The sequence below is a fragment of the Reticulibacter mediterranei genome (assembly GCF_016587455.1).
The window spans coordinates 6,907,618-6,934,582 of sequence record NZ_BNJK01000001.1; the positions used below are offsets into that span (position 1 = coordinate 6,907,618).

Here is a 26,965-nt window from a genome sequence, read left to right on the forward strand (position 1 = left end):
ATCCAGGCTGTTTACAAAAGACAATCATCTTGTGAGATGCTCCTGTCTTTGTAGCTTGTACCACGATAATGTGGTTCCTCAAGGGACATTTCTTTTTCCCCTTTGTTTATTCACACGGCCTCTGGCTCTGTGTGGCTTTTTGTGCTTATTATAAATGCAATCAAGCCAGCAATTTCAGCGGTTTTGTGGGCGATAAAGCAAGGGAACAGAAATTTTCGGAGATAAAAAATCTCCTGAAAAAACCCTTGACAAAGAACCAGAGTTATGTGATAATACTGCTACAGTAAACGAACGAGCGAAATGCTCGATGGTGGTGAGTAATCAGAACAAAGAACTGATTTGCTCGTAAGGTCTTTAACAACTGAAGAGTGGAAAACCATACAGTAACTAGTGTCGAGATGTGATGTCACATGCACATAGTTCCTGTCAAACAAGAGTTTCTGCGAACAACAGCCAAGTAATTGTAACTTGAGCTGGATCGCAACTTGACATGCCTTTGCCCATCGTCCGAGCGATGATGGTCATGATAAAGAAATTGGATGGCGAGTTTGATCCTGGCTCAGGATAAACGCTGGCGGCGTGCCTAACACATGCAAGTCGAACGCCCTTAGCAATAAGGGAGTGGCGGACGGGTGAGGAACACGTGGGTTATCTACCTCCGGGTGAGGAATACCGGCGAGAAATCGCCGACAATACCGCATATCCTTCGCACGAAGGAAAGCTCCTTCGGGGGCGCCGGGAGATGAGCCTGCGGCTGATTAGCTAGCTGGTGGGGTAAAGGCCTACCAGGGCGACGATCAGTAGCTGGTCTGAGAGGACGATCAGCCACACTGGGATTGAGAACGGCCCAGACTCCTACGGGGGGCAGCAGTGAGGAATTTTCGGCAATGGGGGCAACCCTGACCGAGCAACGCCGCGTGCAGGATGACGGCCTTCGGGTTGTAAACTGCTTTTCTTTGGGACGAGTAAGGACGGTACCAGAGGAACAAGCCCCGGCTAACTACGTGCCAGCAGCCGCGGTAATACGTAGGGGGCAAGCGTTGTCCGGAGTTACTGGGCGTAAAGCGCACGCAGGCGGTCTCTTAAGTTTGGAGTGACAGTTGGTGGCTTAACTGCCAAAGTGCTTTGAAAACTGAGAGACTTGAGGGCTTCAGAGGGACACGGAATTCCGGGTGGAGTGGTGAAATGCGTAGAGATCCGGAGGAACACCGAAGGCGAAGGCAGTGTCCTGGGGAGTACCTGACGCTCAGGTGCGAAAGCCAGGGGAGCGAACGGGATTAGATACCCCGGTAGTCCTGGCCGTAAACGATGACCACTAGATGTGTGGGGTATCGACCCCCTACGTGTCGTAAGCAAACGCGATAAGTGGTCCGCCTGGGGAGTACGGTCGCAAGATTAAAACTCAAAGGAATTGACGGGGACCCGCACAAGCAGCGGAGCGTGTGGTTTAATTCGATGCAACGCGAAGAACCTTACCAGGATTTGACATGCTTGCGCACCGCCCGTAACGGGGCGTGCCCGCAAGGGACGCAAGCACAGGTGCTGCATGGCTGTCGTCAGCTCGTGTCGTGAGATGTTGGGTTAAGTCCCGCAACGAGCGCAACCCCTGTCGTTAGTTGGATTTCTCTAGCGAAACTGCCACTCTCAAAGTGGAGGAAGGTGGGGATGACGTCAAGTCAGCACGGCCCTTACATCCTGGGCGACACACACGCTACAATGGCCGGGACAACGAGTCGCCAACCCGCGAGGGGGAGCCAATCTCAGCAAACCCGGTCTCAGTTCAGATTGTAGGCTGCAACCCGCCTACATGAAGTTGGAGTTGCTAGTAACCGTGAGTCAGCACATCACGGTGAATACGTTCCCGGGTCTTGTACACACCGCCCGTCACACCACGAAAGTCGGCAACACCTGAAGCCGCCAGGCTAACCCATCCGGGAGGCAGGCGTCGAGGGTGGGGTCGGTGATTGGGGTGAAGTCGTAACAAGGTAGCCGTACCGGAAGGTGCGGCTGGATCACCTCCTTTCTAGGGAGCATTGATGAGGCGAGCTTCTTCAAGAAGTTCATCCAGTCCTCATCGACTTCCAGGTCGGTCAGGAACGAGCATGAACAGGCACACACCTGGCATGGCAGACTGTAGGGTTTCCACTCTCCAGGGGTTGGGGATCATATTCCCACCTGATGTACTTGAACAACTGCATAACGATATTGCTTCAATTTTGCTGAGGACTTCAGCAAGAGAAGAAACCGAGAACCATTCCATCAACAGAGGAAAAGACAAGAACAACGAACAAGCTACACAGAGGACAGGGTGGATGCCTTGGCGCTTTGGACCGAAGAAGGACGCGGAGACCGGCGAAACGTTCCGGGGGAGCTGCATGCAAGCGTTGATCCCGGAGAGTCCGAATGGGGCAACCCCTCCAGAGTGATGTCTGGAGACCCACATCTGAATCCATAGGATGTGAGGAGGTCAGTGGGCGAACTGAAACATCTCAGTAGCCCGAGGAAGAGAAATCAACCGAGATGCCCGGAGTAGTGGCGAGCGAAACGGGAGCAGCCCAAACCGTTCCTTCGCAAGAAGGGGCGGGGTTGTAGGACCGACAACAAGCAAGTTTGGTGTACTTGAACAGGCTGGAACGCCTGACCAGAGCGGGTGAGAGTCCCGTAGAGCAAGCACCGAGCAAGCGGGTCGGGATCCTGAGTACCACGAGACACGTGCAATCTTGTGGGAAGCTGGGGGGACCACCCTCCAAGGCTACCTATCCAAAGCGACCGATAGTGAACCAGTACCGTGAGGGAAAGGTGAAAAGCACCCCGAGAGGGGGATGAAAGAGTCCCTGAAACCCTGTCCTTACCAGCAGTCAGAGGTCACTGTATCGTTGCGATACCAAGGACTGATGGCGTGCCTTTTGTAGAATGATCCGGCGAGTGCATCGGCGTCGCCTGGTTAACCTTCGCTAAAGAAGGGGAGCCATAGGGCAACCGAGTGTGAAGAGCGCGTTTGTGGCGTCGATGCGACCCGAAACCGTGTGAGCTACCCATGAGCAGAGTGAAGCGAAGGTGAAACTTCGTCGAGGCTCGCACCCACCAGTGTTGCAAAACTGGGGGAGGACTTGTGGGTAGGGGTGAAATGCCAATCGAACACGGAGATAGCTGGTTCTCCCCGAAATGTATTGAGGTACAGCCACCAGAGAGCATCTGTTGGAGGTAGAGCACTGTTTGGGCTAGGGGCTAAGTGCTAGTTACCAACCCCAGGCAAACTGCGAATGCCAACAGTATAGACTGGTGAGTGAGACGGCGGGGGCTAAGCTTCGTCGTCAAAAGGGAAACAGCCCGGACCACCGGCTAAGGTCTCCAACTCAATGCTCAGTGTCAAAGGCAGTCTCTGCGCAATAACAGCCAGGATGTTGGCTTAGAAGCAGCCACCATTGAAAGAGTGCGTAATAGCTCACTGGTCGAGTGCAGAGGCACCGACAACGTAGCGAGGCTCAAGCATTGGACCGACGCCGTGGATTATCACCTTCGTGGTGATAATGGTAGGGGAGCGTTCTGCGTGCCGAGAAGCCAGATCGTGAGGACTGGTGGAGCGCGCAGAAGTGAGAATGCCGGAATGAGTAGCGTAATGTCTGTGTGAATCAGACACACCGAAAGCCTGAGGGTTCCTGGGCACCGTTGGTCGTCCCAGGGTCAGTCGGGTCCTAAGCCGAGGACGTCAAAGTCGTAGGCGATGGCAAGCAGGTAGGATATTCCTGCACCGGAGACGGTCGTTATGAGAGAAGGGGGGACGCGGTAGGGAAGGTGATCCCAGCAAGTGGACAGGCTGGGTGCCTTGTCTGAAGCGCGTGATCGAGGCAAATCCCGATCACACATCGCGTGACAGCAGGGCCGAGTCCGCGCAAGCGGGCGGTAGTCATCGGTCCCCAGGCCGCCAAGAAAAGCCTCTATCCAGAACGTTCTCCGCCCGTACCGCATACCGACACAGGTAGGCAAAGAGGAATCTCTTCAGGTGAACGAGCGACCCTCTGTTAAGGAACTCGGCAATTTGACCCCGTACCTTTGGAAGAAGGGGGGCCTTAGTAACTTCCTCTCATAGAGAGGGGGTGAGGAGGCGGCACAGAATAGGCCCAACCGACTGTTTACCAAAAACACAGGTCTCTGCCAACACGAAAGTGGATGTATAGGGGCTGACTCCTGCCCAGTGCCGGAAGGTTACGAGGAGCGGTGTGCGTAGCTGCGAATCTAAGCCCCGGTGAACGGCGGCCGTAACTATAACGGTCCTAAGGTAGCGAAATTCCTTGTCGGGTAAGTTCCGACCCGCACGAAAGGAGTAACGAGTTGGGCGCTGTCTCAACAGAGGACTCGGCGAAATTGAAGTACCCGTGAAGATACGGGTTTCCCACGACAGGACAAAAAGACCCCGTGGAGCTTTACTACAGTTTGGCCTGGATACGAGATATGGCGTGCGTAGGATAGGTGGGAGCCGGAGAGACCAGCCTTGTGGGGTTGGAGGAGGCAACAGTGAAATACCACTCTCGTGATGTGTTGTATCTCATCTTTACCCATGATCTGGGAAGGAGACAGGGCCAGATGGGTAGTTTGACTGGGGCGGTCGCCTCCCAAAGAGTAACGGAGGCGCTCAAAGGTTCTCTCAGGGTGGATGGACATCACCCGGACAGAGTGCAAAGGCACAAGAGAGCTTGACTGCAAGACGGACAGGTCGAGCAGGGACGAAAGTCGGACTTAGTGATCCCACTAACCCGCGTGGAAGGTTGGTGGCTCAACGGATAAAAGCTACCCCGGGGATAACAGGCTGATCTTGCCCAAGAGTTCACATCGACGGCAAGGTTTGGCACCTCGATGTCGGCTCGTCGCATCCTGGGGCTGGAGTCGGTCCCAAGGGTTGGGCTGTTCGCCCATGAAAGCGGCACGCGAGCTGGGTTCAGAACGTCGCGAGACAGTTCGGTCTCTATCCGTCGTGGGCGTAGGAAGAGTGAGGGCAGTCATCTTCAGTACGAGAGGACCGAGATGGCTTGACCGCTGGTGTGCCAGTTGGGGGGCCTCCCCCACCGCTGGATAGCTATGTCAAGAAGGGATAAGCGCTGAAGGCATCTAAGCGCGAAGCCGCATCCAAGACGACTCTTCCCATCTCTTCGTGAGATCAAGATCCCAGAAAGAACATCTGGTCGATAGGCTGTCTGTGGACACCTGGTAACAGGCGCAGCCAAGCAGCACTAATGATCGTACGGCTTGTTGTCACCCGTTTGTTGCTCCTCGTTGATGGGCACGGCTCGGCTTCTCTCTTGCCGTCGTCAGCAAAATTGAGGCAATATCGTTTTTACAGTTATGAAGAATACATTTCCTGGAAAAGCCATTGTGTTAAGCAATGGTTTTTTTGTTGCTATCAAGTACTATGCTAAGAAGCAGGCTTTGCGTCGGTACTGTCAAGGTCCACACACACAATATTTACAGCAAACTGGGCGTGGGCAACCATGCGCAGGCGCTCGCGCAAGCGGCCAGATTCAAGCTACTATAGCTTGGCTTACCTTTGTTTCTACCTAACATAATACCCTCACCTGCAAGAGCGGATTACCACTTTGGAGATCACACTACCATCGCTTATAGCTTATGCTTATAACGTCATCAATGAGGGATTATTCCGAAGAGGAGAACACATTCATGGATAAAATGCATATCGACGAAGTGGACACCGATAGTTCTCTCGTGGCCCGGTTGCTCGCGGCCCAGTTCCCTCAGTGGGCGGACCTTCCCATCAAGCCGATCCTCTCCGCTGGGACCAACCATGCGATCTATCGGCTCGGCTCCGACATGGCTGTGCGGCTCCCACTCATCGAAGAGGCTATTGAGCAAATGGACAAAGAGTCTCGGTGGTTGCCGAGACTTGCTCCGCACCTGCCGCTTGCTATCCCTGTTCCACTCGCTTTGGGGGCACCAGGAGAGGGCTATCCCTTGCGTTGGTCCGTCTACCGGTGGCTCGAAGGCGAAAACGCGGAAAGCCAGCGCATTGTCGAGGAAGGCCAGGCTGCGCTCGATTTAGCGCACTTCATTACAGCTCTGCAACAGATCGACGCTGTGAACTGTCCGCCTCCTGGACCACCCATCTCCTCTCGCGGCGTGCCACTTTCCACGCGAGATGCTCCTGTTCGCGCAGCTATTGCCGAGCTTTCTGGCGTGCTCGATACCGATGCCGTGACCGCGGTGTGGGATGCAGCCCTCCAGATACCTGAGTGGCATGGTCTGCCTGTCTGGACTCACGGAGATCTGTTACCAGGGAATCTGCTGGTTCAACAGGGCCGGATCAGTGCCGTCATCGATTTCGGGGTATTGGGTGTGGGCGATCCTGCATGCGATTTGATCGTTGCTTGGAGTCTTCTTTCTACCCATACCCGATCTATCTTCCGAACAGCTTTATCAGTCGATAACGCAACATGGGAACGAGGGCGAGGCTGGGCGCTGTCCATCGGACTGATCGCTCTTCCCTATTACCAGAGTACCAATCCGGTGTTCGCAGCTACCGCCCGCCATATGATCGATGAGGTTCTCGCCGATTGACTTTAGGTAGAAGCTGCTTACCGAAACAATAGGCCAGGGTGAAATAGGAACCACTATAGGGGCGCTTGAAATAGCTCAGGCCTTCTCTCCTTGCAAATATTTCTATTCTACAATAAAGGAGCATTACCTATGCAATTTGCCATTGATATTCCCCTCTTCGGGCCTTTCTGCAATGCTCATCTGGTTGCTGAACTGGCGCATGAGGCGGAGGATGCGGGTTGGAATGGATTCTTTGTCTGGGATCATCTCAACTTCAGGGATGATAGCTCGCCAGAACCCCTGGCGATTGCCGATCCCTGGATACTGCTGACCGCCATTGCATTATGCACGAAATCCATCAAGCTTGGCCCGATGGTGACGCCTGTGGCACGCCGCCGTCCCTGGAAATTGGCACGCGAAACCGTTACGCTTGATCATCTCTCAGGAGGGCGTCTGATCCTGGGGATTGGCCTGGGCACCGACTTCTATGGGGAGTATCACGACTTTGGCGAGATCACCAATACCAGAGTTCAGGGTGAGATGCTCGATGAGGGGCTTGCGATCCTGACGGGCCTCTGGAGTGGTGAGCAATTCAGCTACGAAGGGAAGCATTTTCAGCTCTCGCAAGTGCAATTTCTGCCCAAACCGCTTCAGCAGCCGCGCATCCCTATCTGGATCGCAGGCAACTGGCCGAACAAAAAGCCATTTCGCCGCGCAGCTCAATTTGATGGGATCTTTCCCCAAAAGAGCGGTGATACCCTCACTCCAGAGGACTTCCGGGAGCTTCTTCATTATACCAATACCTATAGGACGCCAGCAACCCCTATCGATGCGATAGCCTATGGACTGACCAATGGTGCTGACCAGGCTCAAACTGCGGCACAGGTGGCTGCATTTGCCCAGGCAGGTGCTACCTGGTGGTTAGAACACTTTAGTCCCGATTACACGTTTGAGCAGGTCCGCCAGCGTATTCACCAGGGACCGCCCCGTCTTTGAGCATAAGCCATCCCAGAGTAGTGCAGGAATAGAAGTAGACTCGATAGGTTTACTTCTATTCCTGCACTGATAAAAGCCTGCTCGTTTTAACGATATGGTGAGGACGATTGCCTTAATGCTTGCGACGACGCAAGAGAAGTATTCCGATTAGTAAGCCAATCCCAATTCCAACCAGTAGTGTACGCTGTTGGTTTTTCTCTGTGGTGGTATCTTGAGTGGTCAGGGTATAGGTGCCTCCTGCCCTGTATGCATTATCAAGCAATTGAATGGGATGCATCACCTCTATCTGTAATCCACGCTCTCGGGCACCCATCGCGATTTGCATCATACAACCAGGATTGCCGGTTGCAATGACGCTGGCTCTGGTCGCCGCGATATGCTTCATTTTGCGTTCTAGCAGTTCGTTCGCCATCTCCTGATTCGTAATATTGTAGATACCGGCACTTCCACAGCACCAATCTGCCTCTTTCAAATCAACCAGTCTGAGACCTGGTATCGATTTGAGCAGTTGGCGTGGCTGCTGCTTGATTTTCTGGCCGTGAACAAGATGGCAGGCATCATGATACGCAACTGTGAGCGGTAGTTCTCCCATGCTTTGATTTAGCTCGATGCCGACAAGGAATTCACTGATATCTTTGACCTTCTCACTAAATGCCTTGGCCCGTTGAGCATAAGCTGGATCATCTCGTAACAGATGACCGTACTCTTTGATGGTCGAGCCACATCCAGCGGAATTGATGATAATGGCATCGCAGTTATATTGCTCGAACACCTCAATGTTGTGGCGAGCAAGTTCGCGTCCATGCTCGGCCTCTCCTCCATGCACGTGCAAAGCACCGCAACAGCTTTGTTGGGGAGGTGTGATGACTTCACAGCCATTCGCGGTCAATACACGGATGGTTGCCTCGTTGATATCATGGAAAACCTGATCCATGATACAACCGCTAATAAAGCCAACCCGATAGCGCTTTTGTCCCAAAGCTGGCGTAATTTCCGGCAACTGTTCTGGGATGAGATCGCCTTTTGCCTTATCCATCAACGCTTCTGGCACTTTCAGCTTGCCCTGGAATGGCGTTGGCAGGGCATTGATCGCATCAAAAATCCCGCTACGATGGGCAAAAGCCTGGAGTCCACTACGCTGATACAGTTTCAAACCGGCAAAGACCAGCGATAGAATCGGGCGGGAAGGCAACATAACATCGAAAAAGAAACGGCGCAACAGTTGCAGAACGAGCGGTGTGCTCTTTGGTGCTGTTTCCGAACTTGCCCCGTTCAAGTTGCTCGCTTCAATTTCTGTATGGTTGCTGGTCTCTGTTGGCGTTAACTGTATTTGTTCCCTTGCTGCCTCTATCAATTTGCCAAATTGTACTCCTGATGGGCAGGCAGTTTCGCAAGCGCGGCAGCCCACACAGCAATACATATGGTCAACAAAATCATCGGTAATGCCTAGCCGTCCTTCAGCTACCGCCTGCATCTGATAAATACGTCCGCGCGGAGAATCCATTTCTACGCCTAATACTGCATAGGTCGGGCAAGTTGGCAGGCAGAAACCGCAGTGAATACACTGGCGCATAAGATCATATGTATGCGTGTGTCGCTGTAGCGGACCTATGGTTGGCGGCGTGATGTCCGACGTTGCGCTCTGTTCAGGGATCGAGTCAAGAGACATGGTTTGCTCCGTAATCTAGCTGGAAAAATAACGTGGTTTGACAAATGAGAACGGCAAGGCACAGGCGCAAGCTTGCCAGATGCAACAATGAGTATGCCTATGTTGCGAGAGGGTGTGCTAAAACGACTGTTACCTCCTGTCTGTTGTGAAAAAGCTGTCTGGCTTGTACAGTGTCATAGTAAGTACTTAAGATCTTCAGCGCGCTATGCAGCGTTGCCAGTGGATTGATCTCATGTGTAGCATGCGGTAATTTCAGCGTGCTGATAATCAGGCCATCGGGACGCAGACAGCGAGCTGCCTGTGCCAACAAGCGTGCGGCCTCTCTCGCATCCATACGCATATCATTGACGATGATGTCAAATTTATAGTGCTTTTTGAGCGCCTCCTCCAGATAATTCTCGGCATAGCCTTGATAATGGTCCAGGCGCTGCCGCTTTTTCAGTCGTACATCAAGATTGGCTGGATCGACCGCCACAACATGTACCCCACTATCCAACAGTAAACGCGTCCAACCGCCCGGGGCAGCTCCGAGATCAAGCGCTCGACCCTGTGAAGGTAAAGTAACGCCAAAGACCTCCAGCGCTTCGAGCAGCTTGAATTCAGCACGGCTGATTTCTTCCGCTGTATGGGAGTAGTGCCGCGCGCCTCCCGACCAGCTACTCAGGTTTTCTTCCGCTGTGGAGATCCCCAGGTAGCTTTTTTGCATAGTACAGAGGATAGAAACGACGATTTGCGGCTTCTTTATGGACTCTATCGCCCCCGTTTCTTCTGCAAAAGCCTCTGCCAGCTCCTGGTTTAAGCGTCCGCTACTATAGGGGCGTGCCCCCTGGCTTTTGTCGGTCTGAACGAGGCGAGACTGTACCGCAAAACGCACGCCTTTTTCCAATAAAGAAAATGATGACAGCATTGCCAGTGCCTCTGCTATTCTGCCAATATCGTGTTCATCGTTATGTATGTCCACTATCGTCTGTGCCGGAGATAGATGCCGCACGAAAATAGGTTTTGCACTTGCTGCTCTTTGCATGACAGCCGATGCATTGGAGGTTGTACATAGGATAATCCCCGGCTGTAGCTCTTCAACGACCGTTAGTTGTTTATCAAGTTGTTTCAATTCTGTTACTGCCGCCTGAGCAAATTCAGGATGGGCAGTGACCAGTAGTAGATCGGTTGTAATGAGACTGGTGATAGTTAAAGTCCTCCTAAAAATCTTCCTCGTACAAAGGTTCCTTCTGGATCAAATTGCTGTTTGAGTCGTTGCATCATTGGGAAGTCGCCTCTGGGTTCTCCCCAGATACTTATACGTCGTTTGAGATCGACCGGGCAGCGCTCTACAACAAGGCTCCCGCGTTCTTCTTGTGCTGTGATGCGTAGTTCATAGATAGCAGGGACGAGCCGTTGTAGGGCATCGCTGGGCCTCAATTCTACGTAAAGAATGCCATTGCCTGCATGAGCAATTGTTGCTGCTTCCAGATCATGTCGCTGGCAAACATCGTCAATTGTTTGTAAGTAGGGCGCTATCTGTGAGACTGGAATAGAGACTTTACAGGTTAACGATCCCTGGATATGTTCACGCACAACCTCCCAGAAGCGTTCCTGCTCTTCTCCTTCCAGGTCGTCTCCTAATAATACATGATATTTGCGCGCCAGCAAGTGCGTTTCGTTGATCTGGCGTTCGATCGTCGCTGGACTCCCTTCAAAGTTGACCGCCAGTGTGTAGCCATTGGTGGGAAGGCGAAAGCCAAAGAAATCGCTCATATCGTTGGCAGCTCTTGCGTCGATCAGCTCTATTGCGCTGGGCGTTAACGATGATCTCGTAATAGCCATCACCGTTCGCATGACATCATCGGCGGTCGTGTAGGTGAGGAGCAGCGTACGCTCAGAGGCAGGGAGGGGATGGAGCTTAAAATTCGCTTCGACGATCACCCCCAATGTTCCCAGTGATCCGATATACAGCTTGTTCAGGTCGTAGCCTGCAACGTTTTTGACGACGCGCCCACCACTTCGAGCCACTTCTCCGCTCGCCTGAATAACTTTCAAGCCGATGACGAGATCGCGCGCCGTTCCGTAGCGAAGACGTTTCGGACCGCTGGCGTTGGTCGCTAACAGACCCCCAATTGTGGCCTGATCCGCGCCAGGTGCGTCCAGTGAAAGGCGCTGCCCCTTTGTCGCCAGCTGTTGCTGTAATTGAGCCAGCGTGATTCCCGCCTCTACATGGCAGGTAAGATCCGGGGCTTCGTGTTCCAGCAAGTGTGTCAGCCGGGTTGTGATGAGCATAACATCGATCTGTTCCGCCAGACCTCCCAGATTCGTGCGTGAGCCTCCTCCACGAGGGAGCAGCGTGAGATGGTGTTGCTGCGTTAATTCAATTACCCGTGTGGCTTCTGTAACCGTCGTTGGCGTGACTATCAGACGGGGTAATATGCCGTCAACTGCGTAGTTGCGCAGTATCTCGGCATCAGCCACAATCTCCACATGTGGCATCTGTTGTTGCAATTCGTTCGCAAGTGTTTCAATCTTGCCCATATTACAACTCCATTGGAAAATGAACAGCTATGCTCGAATTCCTTTTATTTCGTAATGTATGTTTCCTGGAGCTTTATAACTGCTTTATATCAGCGCAACGACCCGGTAGCGGGAAGAGCTTACCAGGATTAAAGAGCTGGCGCGGATTCCAGGCTGTTCGTACCTGTTGCATGATGCGTAGATCGGTATCGCTAAAAATCAAAGCCATCTCTGCCTGCTTTTCCAGACCAACGCCATGCTCGCCGGTAATTGTTCCCCCTGCCTGGGCGCAGACTTCGAGTATCTCGCGTCCAGCCTGTCGGACACGCTCAACTTCGCCGGGGATTTGTGAATCGAAAAGAATGAGCGGATGCAAGTTGCCGTCACCAGCATGGAAGACGTTGCCAACTTTCAGCCCATAATGCTCGCAAATTTCGCTGACTCGTCGCAGCACGATGGGGAGCTTTGTGCGTGGCACCACGCCATCCTGTACGTAAAACTCGGGACTAATCCGGCCCACCGCTCCAAAGGCATTTTTACGTCCGGCCCATAACAACTGGCGTTCGGCCTCATCTACCGCGATTCGTACCACACGAGCATGATGTTTGCGACAGATAGAGACTATCTGCTCGATCTGTTCCGCTACGCTTTCTTTTAGCCCTTCCGTCTCCATCAGCAGCACGGCGGCGGCATTCATCGGGTAGCCAGCGTGGGTGTCGGCCTCTACTGCCTGTAAGATCATTCTATCCATCATCTCGATAGCGGCCGGGATAACTCCGCTGGCGATGATCTCAGTAACCGTATTTGACGCATCATCCATCTCATCGAACACAGCAATCATCGTTTTGACCGCTTCTGGCAGCGGAACGATACGCACGATGATTTTCGTGGCAATGCAGAGTGTTCCTTCTGAGCCGATAAGTAGGCCGGTCAGATCGTACCCTGGTGTATCATAGGTTGTTCCCCCAACCTCGACAATCTCCCCTTCCGGCGTTACAACCTCTAGCCCCAGGACATGATTTGTTGTGACTCCGTAAATAAGCGTATGTGGACCGCCTGCATTTTCGCCAACATTGCCACCGATTGTGCATGAGCGCTGGCTGCTGGGGTCCGGCACATAGTAGAATCCCTGCGGGCCAAGAGCGACGCTGAGATGGAGATTGACCAGTCCCGGCTGAACGACGGCTCGTAGATTGTCAACATCTACTTCAAGGATGCGGTTCATGCGCGTAAAAACAATGACGATACCGCCATATATAGGGATTGCGCCCCCGCTCAGCCCTGTACCTGCCCCTCGCGGGACGATTGGGACATGATAGCGTCCCGCAATTTTGACGATCTCTGCAACATCTTGCGTTGTGGCAGGTAAGACCACAATATCTGGTTTGCCACGATCAATCGAGGCATCGTACTCATAGAGCGTCAGATCATACGGAGAGTGCAGGACGTATCGCTCACCAAGTACGTTGCTCAATTCGCGTACTACCTCTGCTTTACGTGCGGCTGATAGGCGCTCATAGGCAGGAGATACAGTTGTTGGAGGAAGCTCTGTAATGCTCATGGATGTACCCTTCCTGGGCCGGTTGTGCTTGCAACCTGCAATCATCGTCGATCAACATCTCTTTCTTAAGAGATCATACCATGCAGAGACAGGCTTGTGAAGGATAACATAGCTCTGCATTGAGAGAAAATGTGCGCTTCTCTATTTCTTTTGCTTTAACAAAACAGGGGAGATAAAAAGCTTCCAGCACCAGAGCAGACCGCCAGACAGCAAGATAGCCAGCACCGTCATTTCGATATTTCTTATAGTATTGTTCCCTGCTTCATCATCGGATGTTGCGAGTGGATCGTTTGTAGAGGTGTTACCTGTGTCGTCGGATGCTGTTGATGAAGGGGTTGAGCCGGGCACCGGGAGTTTGTTCCATGCTGGCTGGGTGCCATCGATCAATACAGAGGAGTCTGAACCTGTCTGAATTGCGCCTCCACTGGCTATTGTCGAGCCATCTTGTTTGCTGCTGCTAGATCGGCTTGTTTTTGACGGGCGGGGTGTTGGTGTGTGACGTGGCGTAGGAGATGGTTTGGGGGTGGGCGTGCGTGTAAGTGTTGCTATTGCTGTGATTGTTGTGTTGGATGATATCGCCGTTTGGAGCGTTGGGTTGCTGGCACCGATAGTGGGAACGTTTAGTATTTGCCAGGTGTTGCTGCCATCAGGTATGCGTGCGTAGGAAGTATCTGTAGCCATGTTTGCTGTTGGTAAGCTAACTGTATCAACTGCTATACCTGAAATGATCAATCGTAGTGTGGATGTTTCACTATTGAAGAAATTGGGATTAGTTCTTGGAAAGACAACCAGGAAGCTATGAGGGGCTATGGCTGAGTGAACTGGGAAATAAAAGGGATCGGTGCCTTCCCCATGATCAAGTGCTGCTCGAACATCATCCAGGTTGTAGGCGGCATCTTGAGAATTATAAATTTCTACCCATGTATCATTGCCCGCTGAAGGATTGCCTGTATCTGAACAGTTCCAGTTCGCATTTGGGGCCAGGAGGATCTCATTAATAAATAATTTGCCTGCATCTGGAGAAGGATCTGTCAGTTGACCTGTTACCACTGGAGGTGTTGGGAATGCACATGGATGTGTAGAGGCTAAAGAGGTAAACGGGATGGTCACACTCAAGAAAAAAAGCACGAAGCTTGCTATAACCAGAGTCCTCACATTGCCACCTATCCTTTTTCTTCAAACGACTTCTGTTGCGTGACCACCCGTCAGCATCATCCGTGACGCTTACGGATAGAGTACTGATATTGAATTGTTCAGATTCGCATTATTGGCCAAGGTATTTGAATGGAACTTTATTTCTGCCCGGCACACGTTCATTGAGCACGCGCCGGATGGCCTCCAGACTGCTTTCACCAATAGTAAATGCGATAATGGAGCCAATAATAAGTCCGCAAAGACCCCCTAGCGCAATCCCTTCAAGGAACATGCGGTTCCGAAAAAATGTCATCATCGTCACCTTTTCTATTGTGGTAGATTATTGCAAGTACACAACTGTCTTTGCTTCACTCCACAACCTCTCGATACGGTAATACTCCCGTTCCTTTGGCCCGAAGATGTGTACAATCACGTCGCCGAAATCTAATAAAATCCAACCGGTTTCGGCAGTACCCTCGCGATGAAGTAGCGCGGCCCCCTGTTTCCCCAGCTCTTCATCGATAGTGTCTGCAATGGTCTGTATCTGGCGCGGATTGTTCCCACTACAGATGACGAAGTAGTCAGCAACCGTTGTAACTTCTCTGATATCGAGCAAGAGAACATCAGAAGCTTTCTTGTCAGATGCGGCATCTGCCGCTGCTCTCGCTAACTGTGCTGGATCTAACAGAACTCCCTCCACAAGCGCTCCCTTGTTTGTGTCTTTGCTATGAACCATCTGGCCCATAGCTGAATAGAAATCATTAAACTTCTAACGTACCTTCTCTTTGTCATTATACTCGGCTAAGAAGAAAACGCTAGAGCGTGTTTCAATGTAAGAAAGAGATGCCAGGCACCTCCTCTACTTTATGCAACGATCATTGTGAGCCGGGCGTTTTACTGGGACGAACGTCCGAACCCTGCAATAGAGATTGCACCCGCATTATAGCATGCCGGGGCAAGGCTTGTTAAGTAGGTATCTCTCTGGAGAATCGGCCCATATGAGAAAAATTGGCTATCTGGATCATTCCCATCTCTACCTTGCCAGCACGTTTATCGCAATGCTAGTTGTTATTTAGAGATATCTCACCGGCTACTTTCTCGATCCCTTCTTGTGAAACAGTAGCCAACAATTGCTGTATGCTCTTTCCGCTTATTGGATGAACCAGCTCTGGCGCGATTTCTGCCAGGGGTGCCAGCACAAAGGCGCGTTCGGTCATACGTGAATGTGGTATCGTCAGGTCTTCTTGCTCAATCTGTAGATCGTCATACAGAAGAATATCGATGTCGATGGGGCGTGGTCCATTGCGAAAGGTGGGTTGCCTGCCAAGAGCAATCTCTATCTCCTGGGTGTATTTTAAGAGATCTTGTGCCGAGAGCCGGGTTTTCCCCCTGCATACCATGTTGAGAAATTGTGGCTGTTCAAGGTATCCAACCGGTTCTGTCTCATAGAGAGATGATAGTGCGTCTATCTTGACGACTTTGCCCAGTCGTTGTAATGCTGCTGTCAGGTTCCCACGCCGATCTCCAAGATTAGAGCCAAGAGCGAGATACATCGTATGTGTATCCTCTGACTGGTTGCTTTGTGGGAAGAATGGTGAGCGCGTTGGATCACTGCTCATGAATAAATTCCTTCTCTTCAAAAACAATCTGGCAGTTATCTACAAATGATAACAATCAACCTGATTGATGACAAGAGAAGGTCTGGGAAAATAGAGCATGATGGTTTGCGACTGCCCCCTTTGAGATCAGAACTATTTTTGGAATACCCAGACATTGCTGAAAACTGCCTCTGTTCCTCCCAAGTTGTCGTCACCAACGAAAAAGCCAATAAAGCCGGAGAGATAGGTGGTATCGGTGAAGCCTGGAATAACAAGTTGTTTGTTGATATAGACGTTGATCTGACCGCCTTTCGCGACGACGAGAATAGTATTTGTACGTCCATAGCCGCTTGTAATAGCGCGAGAGCGGGTCCAGTCAATAAGCGTTAACCAGAGCGAAGGGTCGCTGCCATGCGCGCGTATTAGCCGATATTCTCCCTGGTTGTTCAATTCGAGCACATAAAAATCTTTGCTGTTGGGGCGCAAGCGAAAAACCAGGCCGTAGATATCGCCGCGTAATAGCTGCACCTGAACAGTAACAAACATATTGGAGAAAATCTGCTGGCCATAATAGCACCAGCCTGCTGTATGTACTGAGGCCGCAACATGGTAGCCATCAGATCTGAAGAAACACTGGTAGCCATCATTGAGCCAGCCGGAACTGGGAGATACCAGATCGCTATTGTAGAGTACTTTACCAGCTCCCAGAGTTGATGTGATTCCCGCCGTTGCCTGCACGTGAGCCTGTGCCGCCAGCGTGGCCTGTTGTTGTGCCTGGATTGTTTCCTGTTGTTGTACATGAGTAGTGGGAGTATTCCCCGTTTTTTTCTCTGAGGCGGGTTGTTGTGGACTATAATAAAGTAATACAGATGGAATGATAATCACAAGTATGAGAAGTGAGAAGAGTAGTATGTGTAGGGATGAAACGGGTCGTTTATTGCCCAACCAGAACCATGAGGGTAAAAGAGATCGTTGCTTTTTTCCTGGCGGAAACTGTTGAAAGAGCGTATCCGCTTGAGATGGATGCAAGTCTGATACTGCCGTTGGAACTGGGATCGCTCCCAGGCTGTGGACCGGATAGCGTTCTTCCACCTCATCAGGGCGAGTATGATTGTTGTCGTGTTGGTGTTCCTGAACTGCTCGCAGCGCTTTTCTATAGTCGGCTGCCAGGAGCCTGGCTTGCTGATAGCGGTCTCCGGGATCTTTTGCCAAAGCTTTGAGCATGACGGTCTCGATGCTTGCTGGTATAGTGTTGTTGATCCTGGTTGGTGGTGTGGGCTGAATTTGTAAATGCTTGAGAGTGACTGCGACGGGCGAATCCGCCATAAAAGGCAAGCGACCCGTTAACATTTGGTACAGAATAATCCCAAGCGAATAAATGTCGCTGCGATGATCATTCGCTCCGTTTGATAGCTCTGGGGCCATGTATTCTGGAGTGCCTACCATAGTGACACCATGGCTCAGACAATCTACCTCCATCTTGGCTTTAGCCAGACCAAAATCGGCAAGATAGGCATAGCCGTCTGATCGCAACAAGATATTGGAAGGCTTGACATCGCGATGCACGACGCCATAATCATGGGCATGTTGGAGCGCCGCCGCGATCTGATCAAGAAAATTCCCCGCCTCCTCTATCGTCAGGAGGTTACGTTTCAGTAGATAGTCACGTAACGTGCCACCATCGATATAGGGCATGACCAGATAATACCAGGGGCGTTGTTCCCCGAAGTCGTAGAGCGGCAAAATATGGTTGTGAGAGAGTGTTCCAATTGCTAACGCCTCGCGCTCGAAACGGCGTACAAATGGTTCGTCACTGCCGTTGAGTACTTTGATAGCGACACGCCTTTTGACGCGACGATCATATCCTAGATAAACTTCAGACATCCCCCCCTGGGCAATACGATGGCGTAACTCATATCGACCCAGCGTTGAACCTTCTATCCCCTTCATCTATCCTCCTCGTCTTCACCTCATCTGATAGAGATGGTTCCTCTTTCCCCTTTTTCCTAGACGCACACATGCTTTGCTGATTTGAGTATCGGGAGTGGCAGATTGTTCAAGGAAAGACATAGACACTTTGTAGATAGCCTTTCCTTGAAGCTTGTACCGCTGCTAGTGGTTGGACCAGTAACGCTCAAGATTGACAGTTTCTACCGGGCGGATACTGTGGGTGTATTTCTGTATCGAAGTCTGCATCGCCTCTTCGCTGCCAAAATTCACACTTGTTTGTGACGTGTACATGCTTGAGGCCTCTATGCGTAGTGGCAGCATTTCCGACATCTCCACCAGCGCGGGTTCGAGTGCCAGCCCTATTTCCTGCAAACGTGCTTCACGTGCGCCCTGAGTCAGGACATAGGGAAAATCTTCGTAGAAGTTGACTTTAATGCCACGTTGCGCCAGACGATCGGCGGCAGAACAGACGATTTGATGGTCTACATGACGGCCTATGCCAAGAGGTGCGTACCACACAGCATCAGGCAGGCGTTCTTGCAGGGCCAGTAAATCCTGGGCCAGTTGCTGATCAATCCAACTGTCCGCTTCATTGACTTCGCTGCCCGCCAGTTGCTCGCCGCTCGTATAGTAAGCTGGATTGCCACGATAGATAGCATCATGATAGTCGAGCCAGAGGTAGTCGGCCTGGAGAAAGTCGAGCGCGGCTGCGTCTTCTTTGCGTCGGTGCTTGACAACGTCGCTCGCGCTTAGCGTCCCAAGTCCCCATCCACGATGTACCTGCGTGGCATATGAACTGAGTGGCGTATCAACAGATGGTGCGCTTGCGAAGACAGTAATGACCAGTGGGCGGAGACCACAACTGACCTGAACGCCAAGCGTGCCACCGCAAGAATAGACAACATCATCAAAGTGAGGTGAGAGAAATATGTGGCGATGTGTCCTGGTGATATCATTCAAACTCGTGAGTTGCAATTGCTCAATCCTCCATATCAGGACCAGGCGGTGAATGTCCCTCTTCGTTCCGTAGCGCTCATGTGGTCCTGCTTATATTCTAGCTTTGGAATAATCATAAGAAAATATCCGCTTTAATAATATAGCACCAAAAGGAAGAGGGCAAGTTATGTTATGGCAGCAGGCTTGCTCTCTTTTGAAGCTGTTAAGGCAGGCGAACTCCCTCTTCTGTATAATCAAGCAGTCCATCTCTTGCCAGCCCTGTCACGATCTGTTGTAACCATGCTGCGTCATCAGTGCTATATTCGGTTTTTATCCGGGGGCCAAGTTCTGCCAGGGGCATGCGCTGACCTATTGAGAGGGTGCGGAGGAGGTCGATGATACGGCCACGAAAATAGCGATTGGTGCTGGTGAAGGGTTGGCTCTGATAGCTGGATTTCTTCTCGGCCACTTTCTTCAACTGGCGAAAGACGGTGCCTGATGGAAAGAGGCTGTACTGGCTCATTTCGGTATAGGCCTGGCATGTGTTTTGCAATGGACAACGGGTGCATTCGGGATTATTGCTTGTACAGATCGTCGCTCCCAGATCCATGAGCGCCTGATTCCAGTTATAGGCCTCCCCTTCTGGCAATACTTGTTCCGCCAGAAGAAGCATTTGCGCATCGTTGATTGGTTGCTCTGTTTGTCTTGACCCCACTTCTAACCCGAGAAAAATACGGTGTAACACGCGACGGATATTGGTATCAACGGTAGCGACCTGCTTATGATAGGCAAAGCAAGCGATGGCTCCTGCCGTATAGCGCCCTATCCCCTTTAACTTGAGGAGTTCATCAATGGTATCAGGAATGCGACCGTTGTACTCTGCAATGACCTGCCGCGCAATAGACTGCAAGCGCACCGCCCGCGTATTATAGCCCAGCGGCACCCAGACGGAGATGACCTCTGCTGTTGGTGCTTTGGCTAGATCGGCCAGCGTGGGAAATGCGGCTAAAAATTGTTGATACTTGGGGAGAACCCGATCTACCTGCGTTTGCTGGAGCATGATCTCTGATACGAGAATGGCATATGGGTCACTGGTGGTCCGCCAGGGCAAATTACGCTGCTCAGCCTCGTACCATTGAAGAAGCTGAGCGTGTACCTGCGTTACGTTATCTGGTAATGGCAGGGGAACAAGAGACTGCGTTTGTTTGCTCATAGTGTCCTGGTTATTGACCGGAGCGCGGTGAGGTCGCAGGTTTCTTGGCTTTCGTTGCCTTGCCGTCTTTCGACTCTTCCTGTTTGCGCGCCGCTAAACTGAAGATGGTGTCCCCACCTTCCATCCAGCATTGAGCGTCAGGAGCGGGCAAATTCTCGCAGAGTATCCAGTCGTTGGCATCTTTCAGGACATGCCCTTTGATGCACTTGGCATACATAATATGATCGTTGAGATCAGGATCACCAGGTTTGATAGCAGGCGAAGCGATCTTTGGAATAAAAAATCTACACCACGCCACGATTATGTACCTTTCTTCATTCTGTGAATTGATAAGACCGGCTCCGGCTCTTTAAAAATAGAAGCTTCACCGGGAACCGCGCTCATTATAACTCATTCAGCAGTGAAGAGTCTATAGCATCAGCCCATTATGCCGTATAAGATTACTCAGAAAAGCACGTTGGCCTGGCTTGTTTTGTATGTGATCTCTATTAAATCACTTTCTGACTGATAATGACCAGACGGCTATCCATCGTTAAGGCGCTGGCGTCGAGTCCTCCATAATATGCCTGAACAGGCATACCTACAGAACTGAGCATGTGTATTAGTTCTGTGAGTGTGTAGATGCGCATCGAGTGTTTATGCTCTTTTCGTCGCCCTTCCGCATCGAGCATGGTAATGCGGACTTCATTGCGGCTGGTGAGGAGATCGATATATCTCTCTTCTAGTACAATGAGGCCATCATCATAGCGCGTGAGGCCGTGAGGGGTAAATGCGCGCATGACTCTTGGCTGATAGACGGTCTCTAATAAAAAAAGCCCCTGTGGTTTCAGCGCTTGATACACCTGCTGTAGAACCCGTAAATCTTCATCTTCATTTTCAAAATAGCCAAAAGAGGTGAAAACATTGATAATAGCATCAAACTCATTTTTAAAGGGAATATTTCTCATGTCACTACGCAACCAGCGGATAGTAACTCCTTGCTCCTCCGCCTCTGCCACCGCCTTCTCAAGAAGCGGCTCACTTAAATCTAGTCCACTGACCTGATATCCCTGTTGTGCCAGTGGAATGGCGTGCCGTCCATTGCCACAGCATAAATCGAGAATACGGCTCCCTTCGGGGAGATCAAGCAGAGCAAGGATATCTGCAACTTCGCGAGCTGTCTTTTCGGGAGGAAGGAAGGGCGCATAAATACGCAGGTAATCTTTGCCAAAGAACGCCTGATACCAGGGAATATCTTTCATAATCTATCCTTAATGGCGCTACCTCTGCCTGTCATTACAGATCTTGAGAGAGTATAGAACGATCTACATAAATACATGGTCTATCAAAATAAACGCTTCGGTTGTTGGCTTTGTAGCGGATTGTTTCTTCTCTTCTTTTTTCTGACTGAACCATTTGATTATAGCATGAGAACCTTTCACTACTGTATGCTGTTCGATGGCATGAGCAGGCACTCAGCGCGGCAAGAAAATGGAACGCTATTCCTAGGATCTTGTGCTATAATTTGGCGGATTGATATGATGCTTCTTGGGAGAATGTCGTGTGTTAGCTGACGAATTATCAGTAATTGATGCCGACTCCAGTTTATGGAGTGCTGCACGTCCGCTCCTGGATAATGCCCTGCGGCTTGAGCAACAGGATGATACGTATATCTGGCATGGCTGGCGGAAGTCTCAGGTAAATGCTTTTCTGCAACGCTTACCTGCACATTGTACCCTGCTTGTTGGCGTTTGGGGAACGGATGAGGATGATCGGGAGCAATTGATCCTGGGGTGTGTCTGTGAAGTGATCGAAGGAGAAATCCATACCATTCGCACATTTGAGACACTTGCCGATCCTGATCTCCCTCCTGTGCAAGAGCTAGAGCCTGGTTTTGAACATGCTCTGGCGCTCATGCGTGTGGCGAGGAACAGCGTTGCTCCAGTAGCCTGGGCGCTCTTTACAGACAAAACGACCTGGGATGAATGGTTGTTTGCTACGGGAGAGGATGAGGGAGAGATCGACAAAGGCTCTGTGCTGGCATCGTTTGCTCAGCAGGGGCGTTGTGTTTTACTGGGCAGTCAGGCTCCCCATCATCATTAGCGTATTTTATCTTTTTCGCGAAAAGCGCGATGAATCGCGCAGCTGCGACTTTAAAGTAGGAATGCAATGGAACATACAACACCGTTAGTGTGGAATCCTATTTTGCGGCAGTATCTTGTCAACGCGGCCCATCGTATGAGCCGCCGAGAAGGGACCACACAATGTCCTTTTTGCGCTGATATTACGGAGGGACGCGTTGGGCCTGATACGCAAGTCTGGCTCCATCCCAATGATTTTCCTCCGCTAATGCCTCCCGTTGGTGAAGCGTTCGTCGTGATTTATAACCGCGAACACAACCGCACCTTTACCCAGCTTTCGGTTGACGAAGTGTTCGCTGTCACAAAGTTGTGGCGTGATCTTTATCGCGACCTGGCTTCTCGCTATCCGGCAGTGATGATTTTCGAGAATAGCGGTCAGGCTATCGGCCAGACACAAAATCATCCACATGGGCAGGCGTACGGCGTTTCGGTGATTCCACCAACGCTTGAGCGTGAACTGGAAACGGTGGTGCTGGAAGACGCCGCAGGGCGTGGCTGCCCCTTTTGTCACGTGCGGGAAGAGTTGAACGAGAGCGAGTATCAGGTTGCAGATAACAATACCTGGCAGGCGTTTTTACCTCCATATGTGCGCTATCCCTACGAAGCCCATCTGTATCCACGCCGCCACGTTGCGAACCTCGCGCTGATGCAAGATGAAGAGCTGCGAGATCTGGCCGCATTATTGCTCCGCGTGATTCGTGGCTACAACGCCTTGTTTGACGGCGCTATGGCTCCTATGCCCTATTTGTTGGGTCTGCACCAGCTTGCCGATGAGCGCTTTCACTTTCACGTTGAGATTCAGGCTATTGGCCGCGCACCCGGGAAGCTCAAATTTGCCGCGTCTTCTGAGGGCGTCTGGGGCTTGTGGACAAATGATTCCGCTCCTGCACTGAAAGCTCAAGAGTTACGCGAAGCAATTGCAAAGACTGAGGAGGCATCATCATGAGTACAGAGGCGTTCTCTCAACCGGTTCGGGTGGCTGCAGAGCAATTTGCGACGGCCTTTCACGAGAGCATGAGTCTATACACTGGCGATCTGAGCGCTGCCTGGGCACCCGGACGCGTGAACCTGATCGGTGAACATACCGATTACAACGAGGGATTTGTACTGCCTCTCGCCGTTGATCGCGTTTCCGCCTTCGCTGGGCGGGCGCGAGCCGATCAAACGGTGCGGCTCTGGTCAACGCACTTCAATCACTATGCGCAATTTTCTCTGGATGGATTGCCGGAAACATTTGAAGCGCAGCGAGAAGCATTGCCAGGTTGGGCGCGCTATATATTAGGTGTCGCAACCGAGCTGGCACGTGCGGGTATTCCCCTGCAAGGCTTTGATGCTGTGGTGAGCGGTGATGTGCCGCTTGGAGGCGGGATGAGTTCGTCGGCTGCTCTAGAGGTCGCGACCGCTCAAGCCTGCGCGCTCTTTTCCGGTGGAAAGTTCACTATTGGTGCTGAGGACGCGACGTTGGCCCCTTTGCAAGTCGCAGCTCTGTGTCAGCGGGCCGAACATATTGCTTCCGGCCTCAAGAGCGGCATTCTCGATCAGGCCGCCTCGTGTCTGGGGCAGCCCGGCAAAGCCGTCTTGCTCGATTGCCGCTCGCTTGCGTACCGTTACTTGCCCTTCAGGGCACCTGAAATCTCGCTAATGGTCATCGATACAGGCGTTCGTCGGGAACTTGCCAGTTCTGCATATAACGAACGACGCCAACAGTGCGAAGATGCTGTCGAGATCTTGCGCGGCCAGATCGAACAGCATGAGCCGGAGAATCAGCAGGCGCGAGAGATCAAGTCGCTGCGCGATATCACACAGGAGCAATTTGACCGTTACAAGCAGGAGCTCCCGGAGATTTTGCGCAAACGAGCGGGCTATATTATCAAGGAGAATGAGCGTGTGCTGCAAGTTGTCGCGCTTTTGGAGAAGAACGATATTGAAGCGGTTGGCGCTATTCTCTGGCAGGGCCACGCCGGTCTGCGCGACGAGTACGAGGTCAGTTGTGAGGAGCTGGATGCGCTGGTTGAGATTGCTCATCAGGTGCCCGGAGTGCTGGGTGCGCGTATGATGGGTGGTGGCTTTGGCGGCTGTACCGTAAATCTTGTGCGTACGGAAGCGGTTGAGGTACTGAGTGAGGCCGTGATGCGGCAATATCCAGAGCAGACGGGGCGACAGGCAAGCATCGATATTTGTCGTGCGGCTGGTGGACCTGGATCGGTGACGCTGTAACGAACGGGAGATAGGACATATGAAACTGTTTCTCTCCACCGACTTTGAGGGAACAAGCGGCATTGTGGCCTGGGAGCAGATCATGCGTGGCAATGCCGAGTTTGAACAGGGGTTGCGGCTGCTCACGGACGAGGTAAATGCTGTGATTGCGGGGGCGATAGAGGGCGGCGCGACTGAATTTGTGGTCAACGACTCTCATAGTACGATGCGCAACCTGCATCCGCAGGATCTGCTTGGAAGAGCCACGCTGATTACCGGAAGGCATAAGCCGCTGTATATGATGGAGGGGCTGGACGCCAGCTTCGATGGTATCTGTTTTGTGAGCTATCATGGCTCGATTGGTGCTGAACACGCTGTTCTCTCCCATACCTATAATCCCGGTGCGATCTGGGAGGTGCGTATCAATGGCGAGATCGTCGGAGAATCGGGTATCAACGCGCTGGTGGCTGCACATTATGGTGTGCCTGTTATTTTCGTCAGTGGCGATGCGACGACGGCGCAGGAGGCAAAAACGATAGCGCCGGATGCCGAAAAGGTGGTGGTGAAGCAATCGCTGGGCCGTTTTGCCGCAGCGCATATGCACCCCTCTGCCGCATGCGAATTGTTGCATGCGGGAGCTGTGTACGCAGTTCGCAATCTCTCTAGCATGCGGGCACCGCAGTTCTCGTTGCCAGTCACACTAGAGATTACCTTCCTGGTTGCTGATATGGCTGATATGGCGACATGGATTCGTGGCGTCGAGCGTAGCTCGGCCCGCTCAGTCAAGATTACTACTGAACACCTGCTTGATCTTTATCGAACGTTTGTAACGATTGTAACTCTGACGCGTTCTCTGGTGGATCGCTAATTGATCGACGGAAATTCTCAGTCATTGTCTGTTTTCAGTTCTTCTCTACTTTCCAGAGGGGAAAATTTGCTGTATAATAGCGTCTCTGAAGATAAAACCTGGAAATATATACAGCTAGCAATGCTCGAAGTGAGGCGTTTCTATGACCACGACGAATATTCCACGCGGCAAATATCATATTTGGACGGTTGGTTGCCAGATGAACCAGGCCGACTCGCAGCGCATTCAGACCATGTTAGAGGAGTTGGGCTGGGAAGAGAGCGGTATGGATCAGGCAAACCTCGTAGTCCTCAATACATGCAGCGTGCGCAAAGCGCCTGAAGAGAAGGCTCATAACCAGCTTGCTCAGTTGAAGTATGCTAAAGAGAAGCGCAGCGACCTGCTAGTGGCTCTGATGGGCTGTATGATTGGCAATCAGAAGACGATTGATGAGTTAAACAGGCGTTACCCGCATATCGATCTTTTCATGAAGGTCGAGCAGGCCGATATTTTGCCGCGTTTCCTCGAAGAGCGCTGGACTCCCATCTCGGGGGCTGGCTGTCTTGACATCGAGTTTCTGCCCGATGAGCTTGCAACACAGGCACCTCCTGTTCTGGACGAAGAGGTGCTGCCAACGTTTGCGACCTCGCTCTCGCGCACTGGCAAGCGCTCAGTGTTGCCAATGGCGATTGTACCGAAGCCTGGAGAGCGTATCGCGCATTATCCCACGAAAATAGAACCGGCCAAAGCCAGCCCGACAGCGTGGCTGCCGATTGTGCTGGGCTGTAATAAAGTCTGTACGTATTGTATTGTTCCCTATCGTCGGGGGCGCGAACGCAGTCGTCCTATCGACGAGTTGATGACCGAGGCGCGTTTGCTGGTGAGTAAAGGTGCCAGGGAACTGACGCTGCTTGGTCAGACCGTTGAATCATATGGACTGGATCTGGTGGAGAAACCGGATCTCGCTGATCTCATGACCAGTTTGAGCGAGATCGATGGCCTGGATCGCATTCGCTTTATGACCTCGTATCCGCGTTATATGACCGATAGCATGATTGAGCGCATGGCTCATCTGCCCAAAGTCTGTGAGCACCTCAATATCCCGGTGCAGGCGGGTGATGATGCCACATTGAAGCGCATGAAGCGAGGCTATGAGCTTGATGAATATATCGAGCGTATTGAGCGAGTGCGTGAACTGTGGCCTGGCATTTCGCTCTCAACCGACGTGATTGTGGGTTTCTGTGGCGAAACCGAGGAGGAGTTTCAGCATACATTGGATCTTCTGGAGAAGATTCGCTTCGATGTTGTCCATGTAGCAGCCTATTCCGTCCGCCCTGGAACGGTCGCGGCGCGCTGGGAAGATGATGTACCTCTGGAGGAAAAGAAGCGGCGTCTCCATGCTGTTGAAGATCTACAGGCAAAGATCGCTTTAGAGATAAACCAGCAATACCTGGGTAAAACCGAAGAGGTGCTGATTGAGGACTTGAATACTTCTCATGGGCGTCAGCAATGGAAGGGACGTAATCGTACGAACAAGCTTGTGTTCTTCCCACACCTTGCAGAGGGAGAGCAGGGGTATCCTGGCAATGTCGAGCCTGGAGACCTGATTAACGTACGTATCGAGCGAGTTACTCCCTGGTCATTACAGGGTTGCGCGGTTGCGGTATAATAAGCAAACTAAACGGGACATTTCCGGT

At 51.8% G+C, this 26,965-nt stretch carries 20 protein-coding genes and 2 rRNA genes; 9 read left to right on the plus strand and 13 right to left on the minus strand.

All coding sequences use genetic code 11. The features are described 5' to 3' along the window. Nucleotides 1–536 precede the first annotated feature (536 nt). The 4 genes from K3T83_RS29895 to K3T83_RS29910 all read left to right on the plus strand — a co-directional run bounded on the left by K3T83_RS29895 (nucleotide 537) and on the right by K3T83_RS29910 (nucleotide 7,542). Nucleotides 537–2,023, plus strand: a 16S ribosomal RNA gene (locus K3T83_RS29895). Nucleotides 2,024–2,285: 262 nt separating this feature from the next. Further along, nucleotides 2,286–5,252: ribosomal RNA gene (locus K3T83_RS29900) — 23S ribosomal RNA — on the plus strand. The 16S and 23S rRNA genes sit together here, the layout of an rRNA operon. A 421-nt stretch (nucleotides 5,253–5,673) precedes the next feature. Then, nucleotides 5,674–6,567, plus strand: coding sequence for an aminoglycoside phosphotransferase family protein (locus K3T83_RS29905; RefSeq protein ID WP_220206576.1), 894 nt, complete (start codon nucleotides 5,674–5,676; stop codon nucleotides 6,565–6,567). A 129-nt stretch (nucleotides 6,568–6,696) separates the two neighbouring features. Next, nucleotides 6,697–7,542 carry an LLM class flavin-dependent oxidoreductase gene (locus K3T83_RS29910; protein WP_220206577.1) on the plus strand — a complete coding sequence of 282 codons (846 nt, stop codon included), beginning with the start codon at nucleotides 6,697–6,699 and terminating at the stop codon, nucleotides 7,540–7,542. 112 nt (nucleotides 7,543–7,654) lie between these two features. Here the strand turns inward: K3T83_RS29910 and K3T83_RS29915 are convergent, their stop codons facing one another. The 13 genes from K3T83_RS29915 to K3T83_RS29975 all read right to left on the minus strand — a co-directional run bounded on the left by K3T83_RS29915 (nucleotide 7,655) and on the right by K3T83_RS29975 (nucleotide 21,346). Next, nucleotides 7,655–9,211, minus strand: a complete 1,557-nt coding sequence (locus K3T83_RS29915; protein ID WP_220206578.1) for a (Fe-S)-binding protein — start codon at nucleotides 9,209–9,211, stop codon at nucleotides 7,655–7,657. A 97-nt stretch (nucleotides 9,212–9,308) separates the two neighbouring features. Further along, complete coding sequence (locus K3T83_RS29920; RefSeq protein WP_220206579.1) at nucleotides 9,309–10,322, minus strand: SAM-dependent methyltransferase; 1,014 nt, start codon at nucleotides 10,320–10,322, stop codon at nucleotides 9,309–9,311. A 77-nt stretch (nucleotides 10,323–10,399) separates the two neighbouring features. Continuing rightward, nucleotides 10,400–11,734: an FAD-binding oxidoreductase gene (locus K3T83_RS29925; protein ID WP_220206580.1), complete on the minus strand. Its 1,335-nt coding sequence runs from the start codon at nucleotides 11,732–11,734 to the stop codon at nucleotides 10,400–10,402. Nucleotides 11,735–11,807: 73 nt separating this feature from the next. Next, nucleotides 11,808–13,274 (minus strand): FAD-binding oxidoreductase, encoded by a 1,467-nt coding sequence (locus tag K3T83_RS29930; RefSeq protein WP_220206581.1) that lies wholly within the window; start codon nucleotides 13,272–13,274, stop codon nucleotides 11,808–11,810. 141 nt (nucleotides 13,275–13,415) lie between these two features. Next, nucleotides 13,416–14,429 (minus strand): lamin tail domain-containing protein, encoded by a 1,014-nt coding sequence (locus K3T83_RS29935; protein WP_220206582.1) that lies wholly within the window; start codon nucleotides 14,427–14,429, stop codon nucleotides 13,416–13,418. Between the two features lie 109 nt (nucleotides 14,430–14,538). Continuing rightward, nucleotides 14,539–14,724 carry a hypothetical protein gene (locus tag K3T83_RS29940; protein ID WP_220206583.1) on the minus strand — a complete coding sequence of 62 codons (186 nt, stop codon included), beginning with the start codon at nucleotides 14,722–14,724 and terminating at the stop codon, nucleotides 14,539–14,541. 24 nt (nucleotides 14,725–14,748) lie between these two features. Then, nucleotides 14,749–15,108, minus strand: coding sequence for a ribosome silencing factor (rsfS, locus tag K3T83_RS29945; protein WP_236065021.1), 360 nt, complete (start codon nucleotides 15,106–15,108; stop codon nucleotides 14,749–14,751). A 361-nt stretch (nucleotides 15,109–15,469) separates the two neighbouring features. Next, complete coding sequence (gene folK, locus K3T83_RS29950; RefSeq protein ID WP_220206585.1) at nucleotides 15,470–16,027, minus strand: 2-amino-4-hydroxy-6-hydroxymethyldihydropteridine diphosphokinase; 558 nt, start codon at nucleotides 16,025–16,027, stop codon at nucleotides 15,470–15,472. 132 nt (nucleotides 16,028–16,159) lie between these two features. After that, a complete protein-coding gene (locus tag K3T83_RS29955; protein WP_220206586.1) occupies nucleotides 16,160–17,956 on the minus strand; it encodes a protein kinase domain-containing protein in 1,797 nt (598 codons plus the stop codon). Between the two features lie 162 nt (nucleotides 17,957–18,118). Further along, a complete protein-coding gene (locus tag K3T83_RS29960; RefSeq protein WP_220206587.1) occupies nucleotides 18,119–18,931 on the minus strand; it encodes a PIG-L deacetylase family protein in 813 nt (270 codons plus the stop codon). A gap of 184 nt (nucleotides 18,932–19,115) precedes the next feature. After that, nucleotides 19,116–20,105 (minus strand): A/G-specific adenine glycosylase, encoded by a 990-nt coding sequence (locus K3T83_RS29965; protein ID WP_220206588.1) that lies wholly within the window; start codon nucleotides 20,103–20,105, stop codon nucleotides 19,116–19,118. Between the two features lie 10 nt (nucleotides 20,106–20,115). Then, nucleotides 20,116–20,403 (minus strand): hypothetical protein, encoded by a 288-nt coding sequence (locus K3T83_RS29970; protein WP_220206589.1) that lies wholly within the window; start codon nucleotides 20,401–20,403, stop codon nucleotides 20,116–20,118. 190 nt (nucleotides 20,404–20,593) lie between these two features. Further along, nucleotides 20,594–21,346 carry a class I SAM-dependent methyltransferase gene (locus K3T83_RS29975; protein WP_220206590.1) on the minus strand — a complete coding sequence of 251 codons (753 nt, stop codon included), beginning with the start codon at nucleotides 21,344–21,346 and terminating at the stop codon, nucleotides 20,594–20,596. A gap of 301 nt (nucleotides 21,347–21,647) precedes the next feature. Here K3T83_RS29975 and K3T83_RS29980 point away from each other — a divergent pair, with 301 nt between their 5' ends. The 5 genes from K3T83_RS29980 (at nucleotide 21,648) to K3T83_RS30000 (ending at nucleotide 26,937) form a co-directional block, all read left to right on the plus strand. Beyond that, nucleotides 21,648–22,187 (plus strand): hypothetical protein, encoded by a 540-nt coding sequence (locus tag K3T83_RS29980; RefSeq protein ID WP_220206591.1) that lies wholly within the window; start codon nucleotides 21,648–21,650, stop codon nucleotides 22,185–22,187. A 66-nt stretch (nucleotides 22,188–22,253) separates the two neighbouring features. Then, complete coding sequence (galT, locus tag K3T83_RS29985) at nucleotides 22,254–23,171, plus strand: galactose-1-phosphate uridylyltransferase (protein WP_220206592.1); 918 nt, start codon at nucleotides 22,254–22,256, stop codon at nucleotides 23,169–23,171. Further along, the gene (galK, locus tag K3T83_RS29990; protein ID WP_220206593.1) at nucleotides 23,168–24,442 is read left to right on the plus strand and encodes a galactokinase; all 1,275 of its coding nucleotides are present in this window, start codon (nucleotides 23,168–23,170) and stop codon (nucleotides 24,440–24,442) included. Before galT ends, galK begins: the two co-directional genes overlap by 4 nt. A 19-nt stretch (nucleotides 24,443–24,461) precedes the next feature. After that, nucleotides 24,462–25,289 (plus strand): M55 family metallopeptidase, encoded by an 828-nt coding sequence (locus tag K3T83_RS29995; protein ID WP_220206594.1) that lies wholly within the window; start codon nucleotides 24,462–24,464, stop codon nucleotides 25,287–25,289. 142 nt (nucleotides 25,290–25,431) lie between these two features. After that, entirely contained in the window at nucleotides 25,432–26,937 is a 1,506-nt protein-coding gene (locus tag K3T83_RS30000) for a MiaB/RimO family radical SAM methylthiotransferase (protein WP_220206595.1), read from the plus strand. The last annotated feature ends 28 nt before the right edge of the window (nucleotides 26,938–26,965 follow it).

Bases quoted from the DNA above. Each gene is read 5' to 3' on its own strand.
- K3T83_RS29905 (WP_220206576.1), top strand. From the start codon at position 5,674: ATGGATAAAATGCATATCGACGAAGTGGACACCGATAGTTCTCTCGTG.
- K3T83_RS29910 (WP_220206577.1), top strand. From the start codon at position 6,697: ATGCAATTTGCCATTGATATTCCCCTCTTCGGGCCTTTCTGCAATGCT.
- K3T83_RS29915 (WP_220206578.1), bottom strand. From the start codon at position 9,211: ATGTCTCTTGACTCGATCCCTGAACAGAGCGCAACGTCGGACATCACG.
- K3T83_RS29925 (WP_220206580.1), bottom strand. From the start codon at position 11,734: ATGGGCAAGATTGAAACACTTGCGAACGAATTGCAACAACAGATGCCA.
- K3T83_RS29930 (WP_220206581.1), bottom strand. From the start codon at position 13,274: ATGAGCATTACAGAGCTTCCTCCAACAACTGTATCTCCTGCCTATGAG.
- K3T83_RS29940 (WP_220206583.1), bottom strand. From the start codon at position 14,724: ATGATGACATTTTTTCGGAACCGCATGTTCCTTGAAGGGATTGCGCTA.
- folK (WP_220206585.1), bottom strand. From the start codon at position 16,027: ATGAGCAGTGATCCAACGCGCTCACCATTCTTCCCACAAAGCAACCAG.
- K3T83_RS29955 (WP_220206586.1), bottom strand. From the start codon at position 17,956: ATGAAGGGGATAGAAGGTTCAACGCTGGGTCGATATGAGTTACGCCAT.
- K3T83_RS29965 (WP_220206588.1), bottom strand. From the start codon at position 20,105: ATGAGCAAACAAACGCAGTCTCTTGTTCCCCTGCCATTACCAGATAAC.
- K3T83_RS29975 (WP_220206590.1), bottom strand. From the start codon at position 21,346: ATGAAAGATATTCCCTGGTATCAGGCGTTCTTTGGCAAAGATTACCTG.
- galT (WP_220206592.1), top strand. From the start codon at position 22,254: ATGGAACATACAACACCGTTAGTGTGGAATCCTATTTTGCGGCAGTAT.
- galK (WP_220206593.1), top strand. From the start codon at position 23,168: ATGAGTACAGAGGCGTTCTCTCAACCGGTTCGGGTGGCTGCAGAGCAA.
- K3T83_RS29995 (WP_220206594.1), top strand. From the start codon at position 24,462: ATGAAACTGTTTCTCTCCACCGACTTTGAGGGAACAAGCGGCATTGTG.
- K3T83_RS30000 (WP_220206595.1), top strand. From the start codon at position 25,432: ATGACCACGACGAATATTCCACGCGGCAAATATCATATTTGGACGGTT.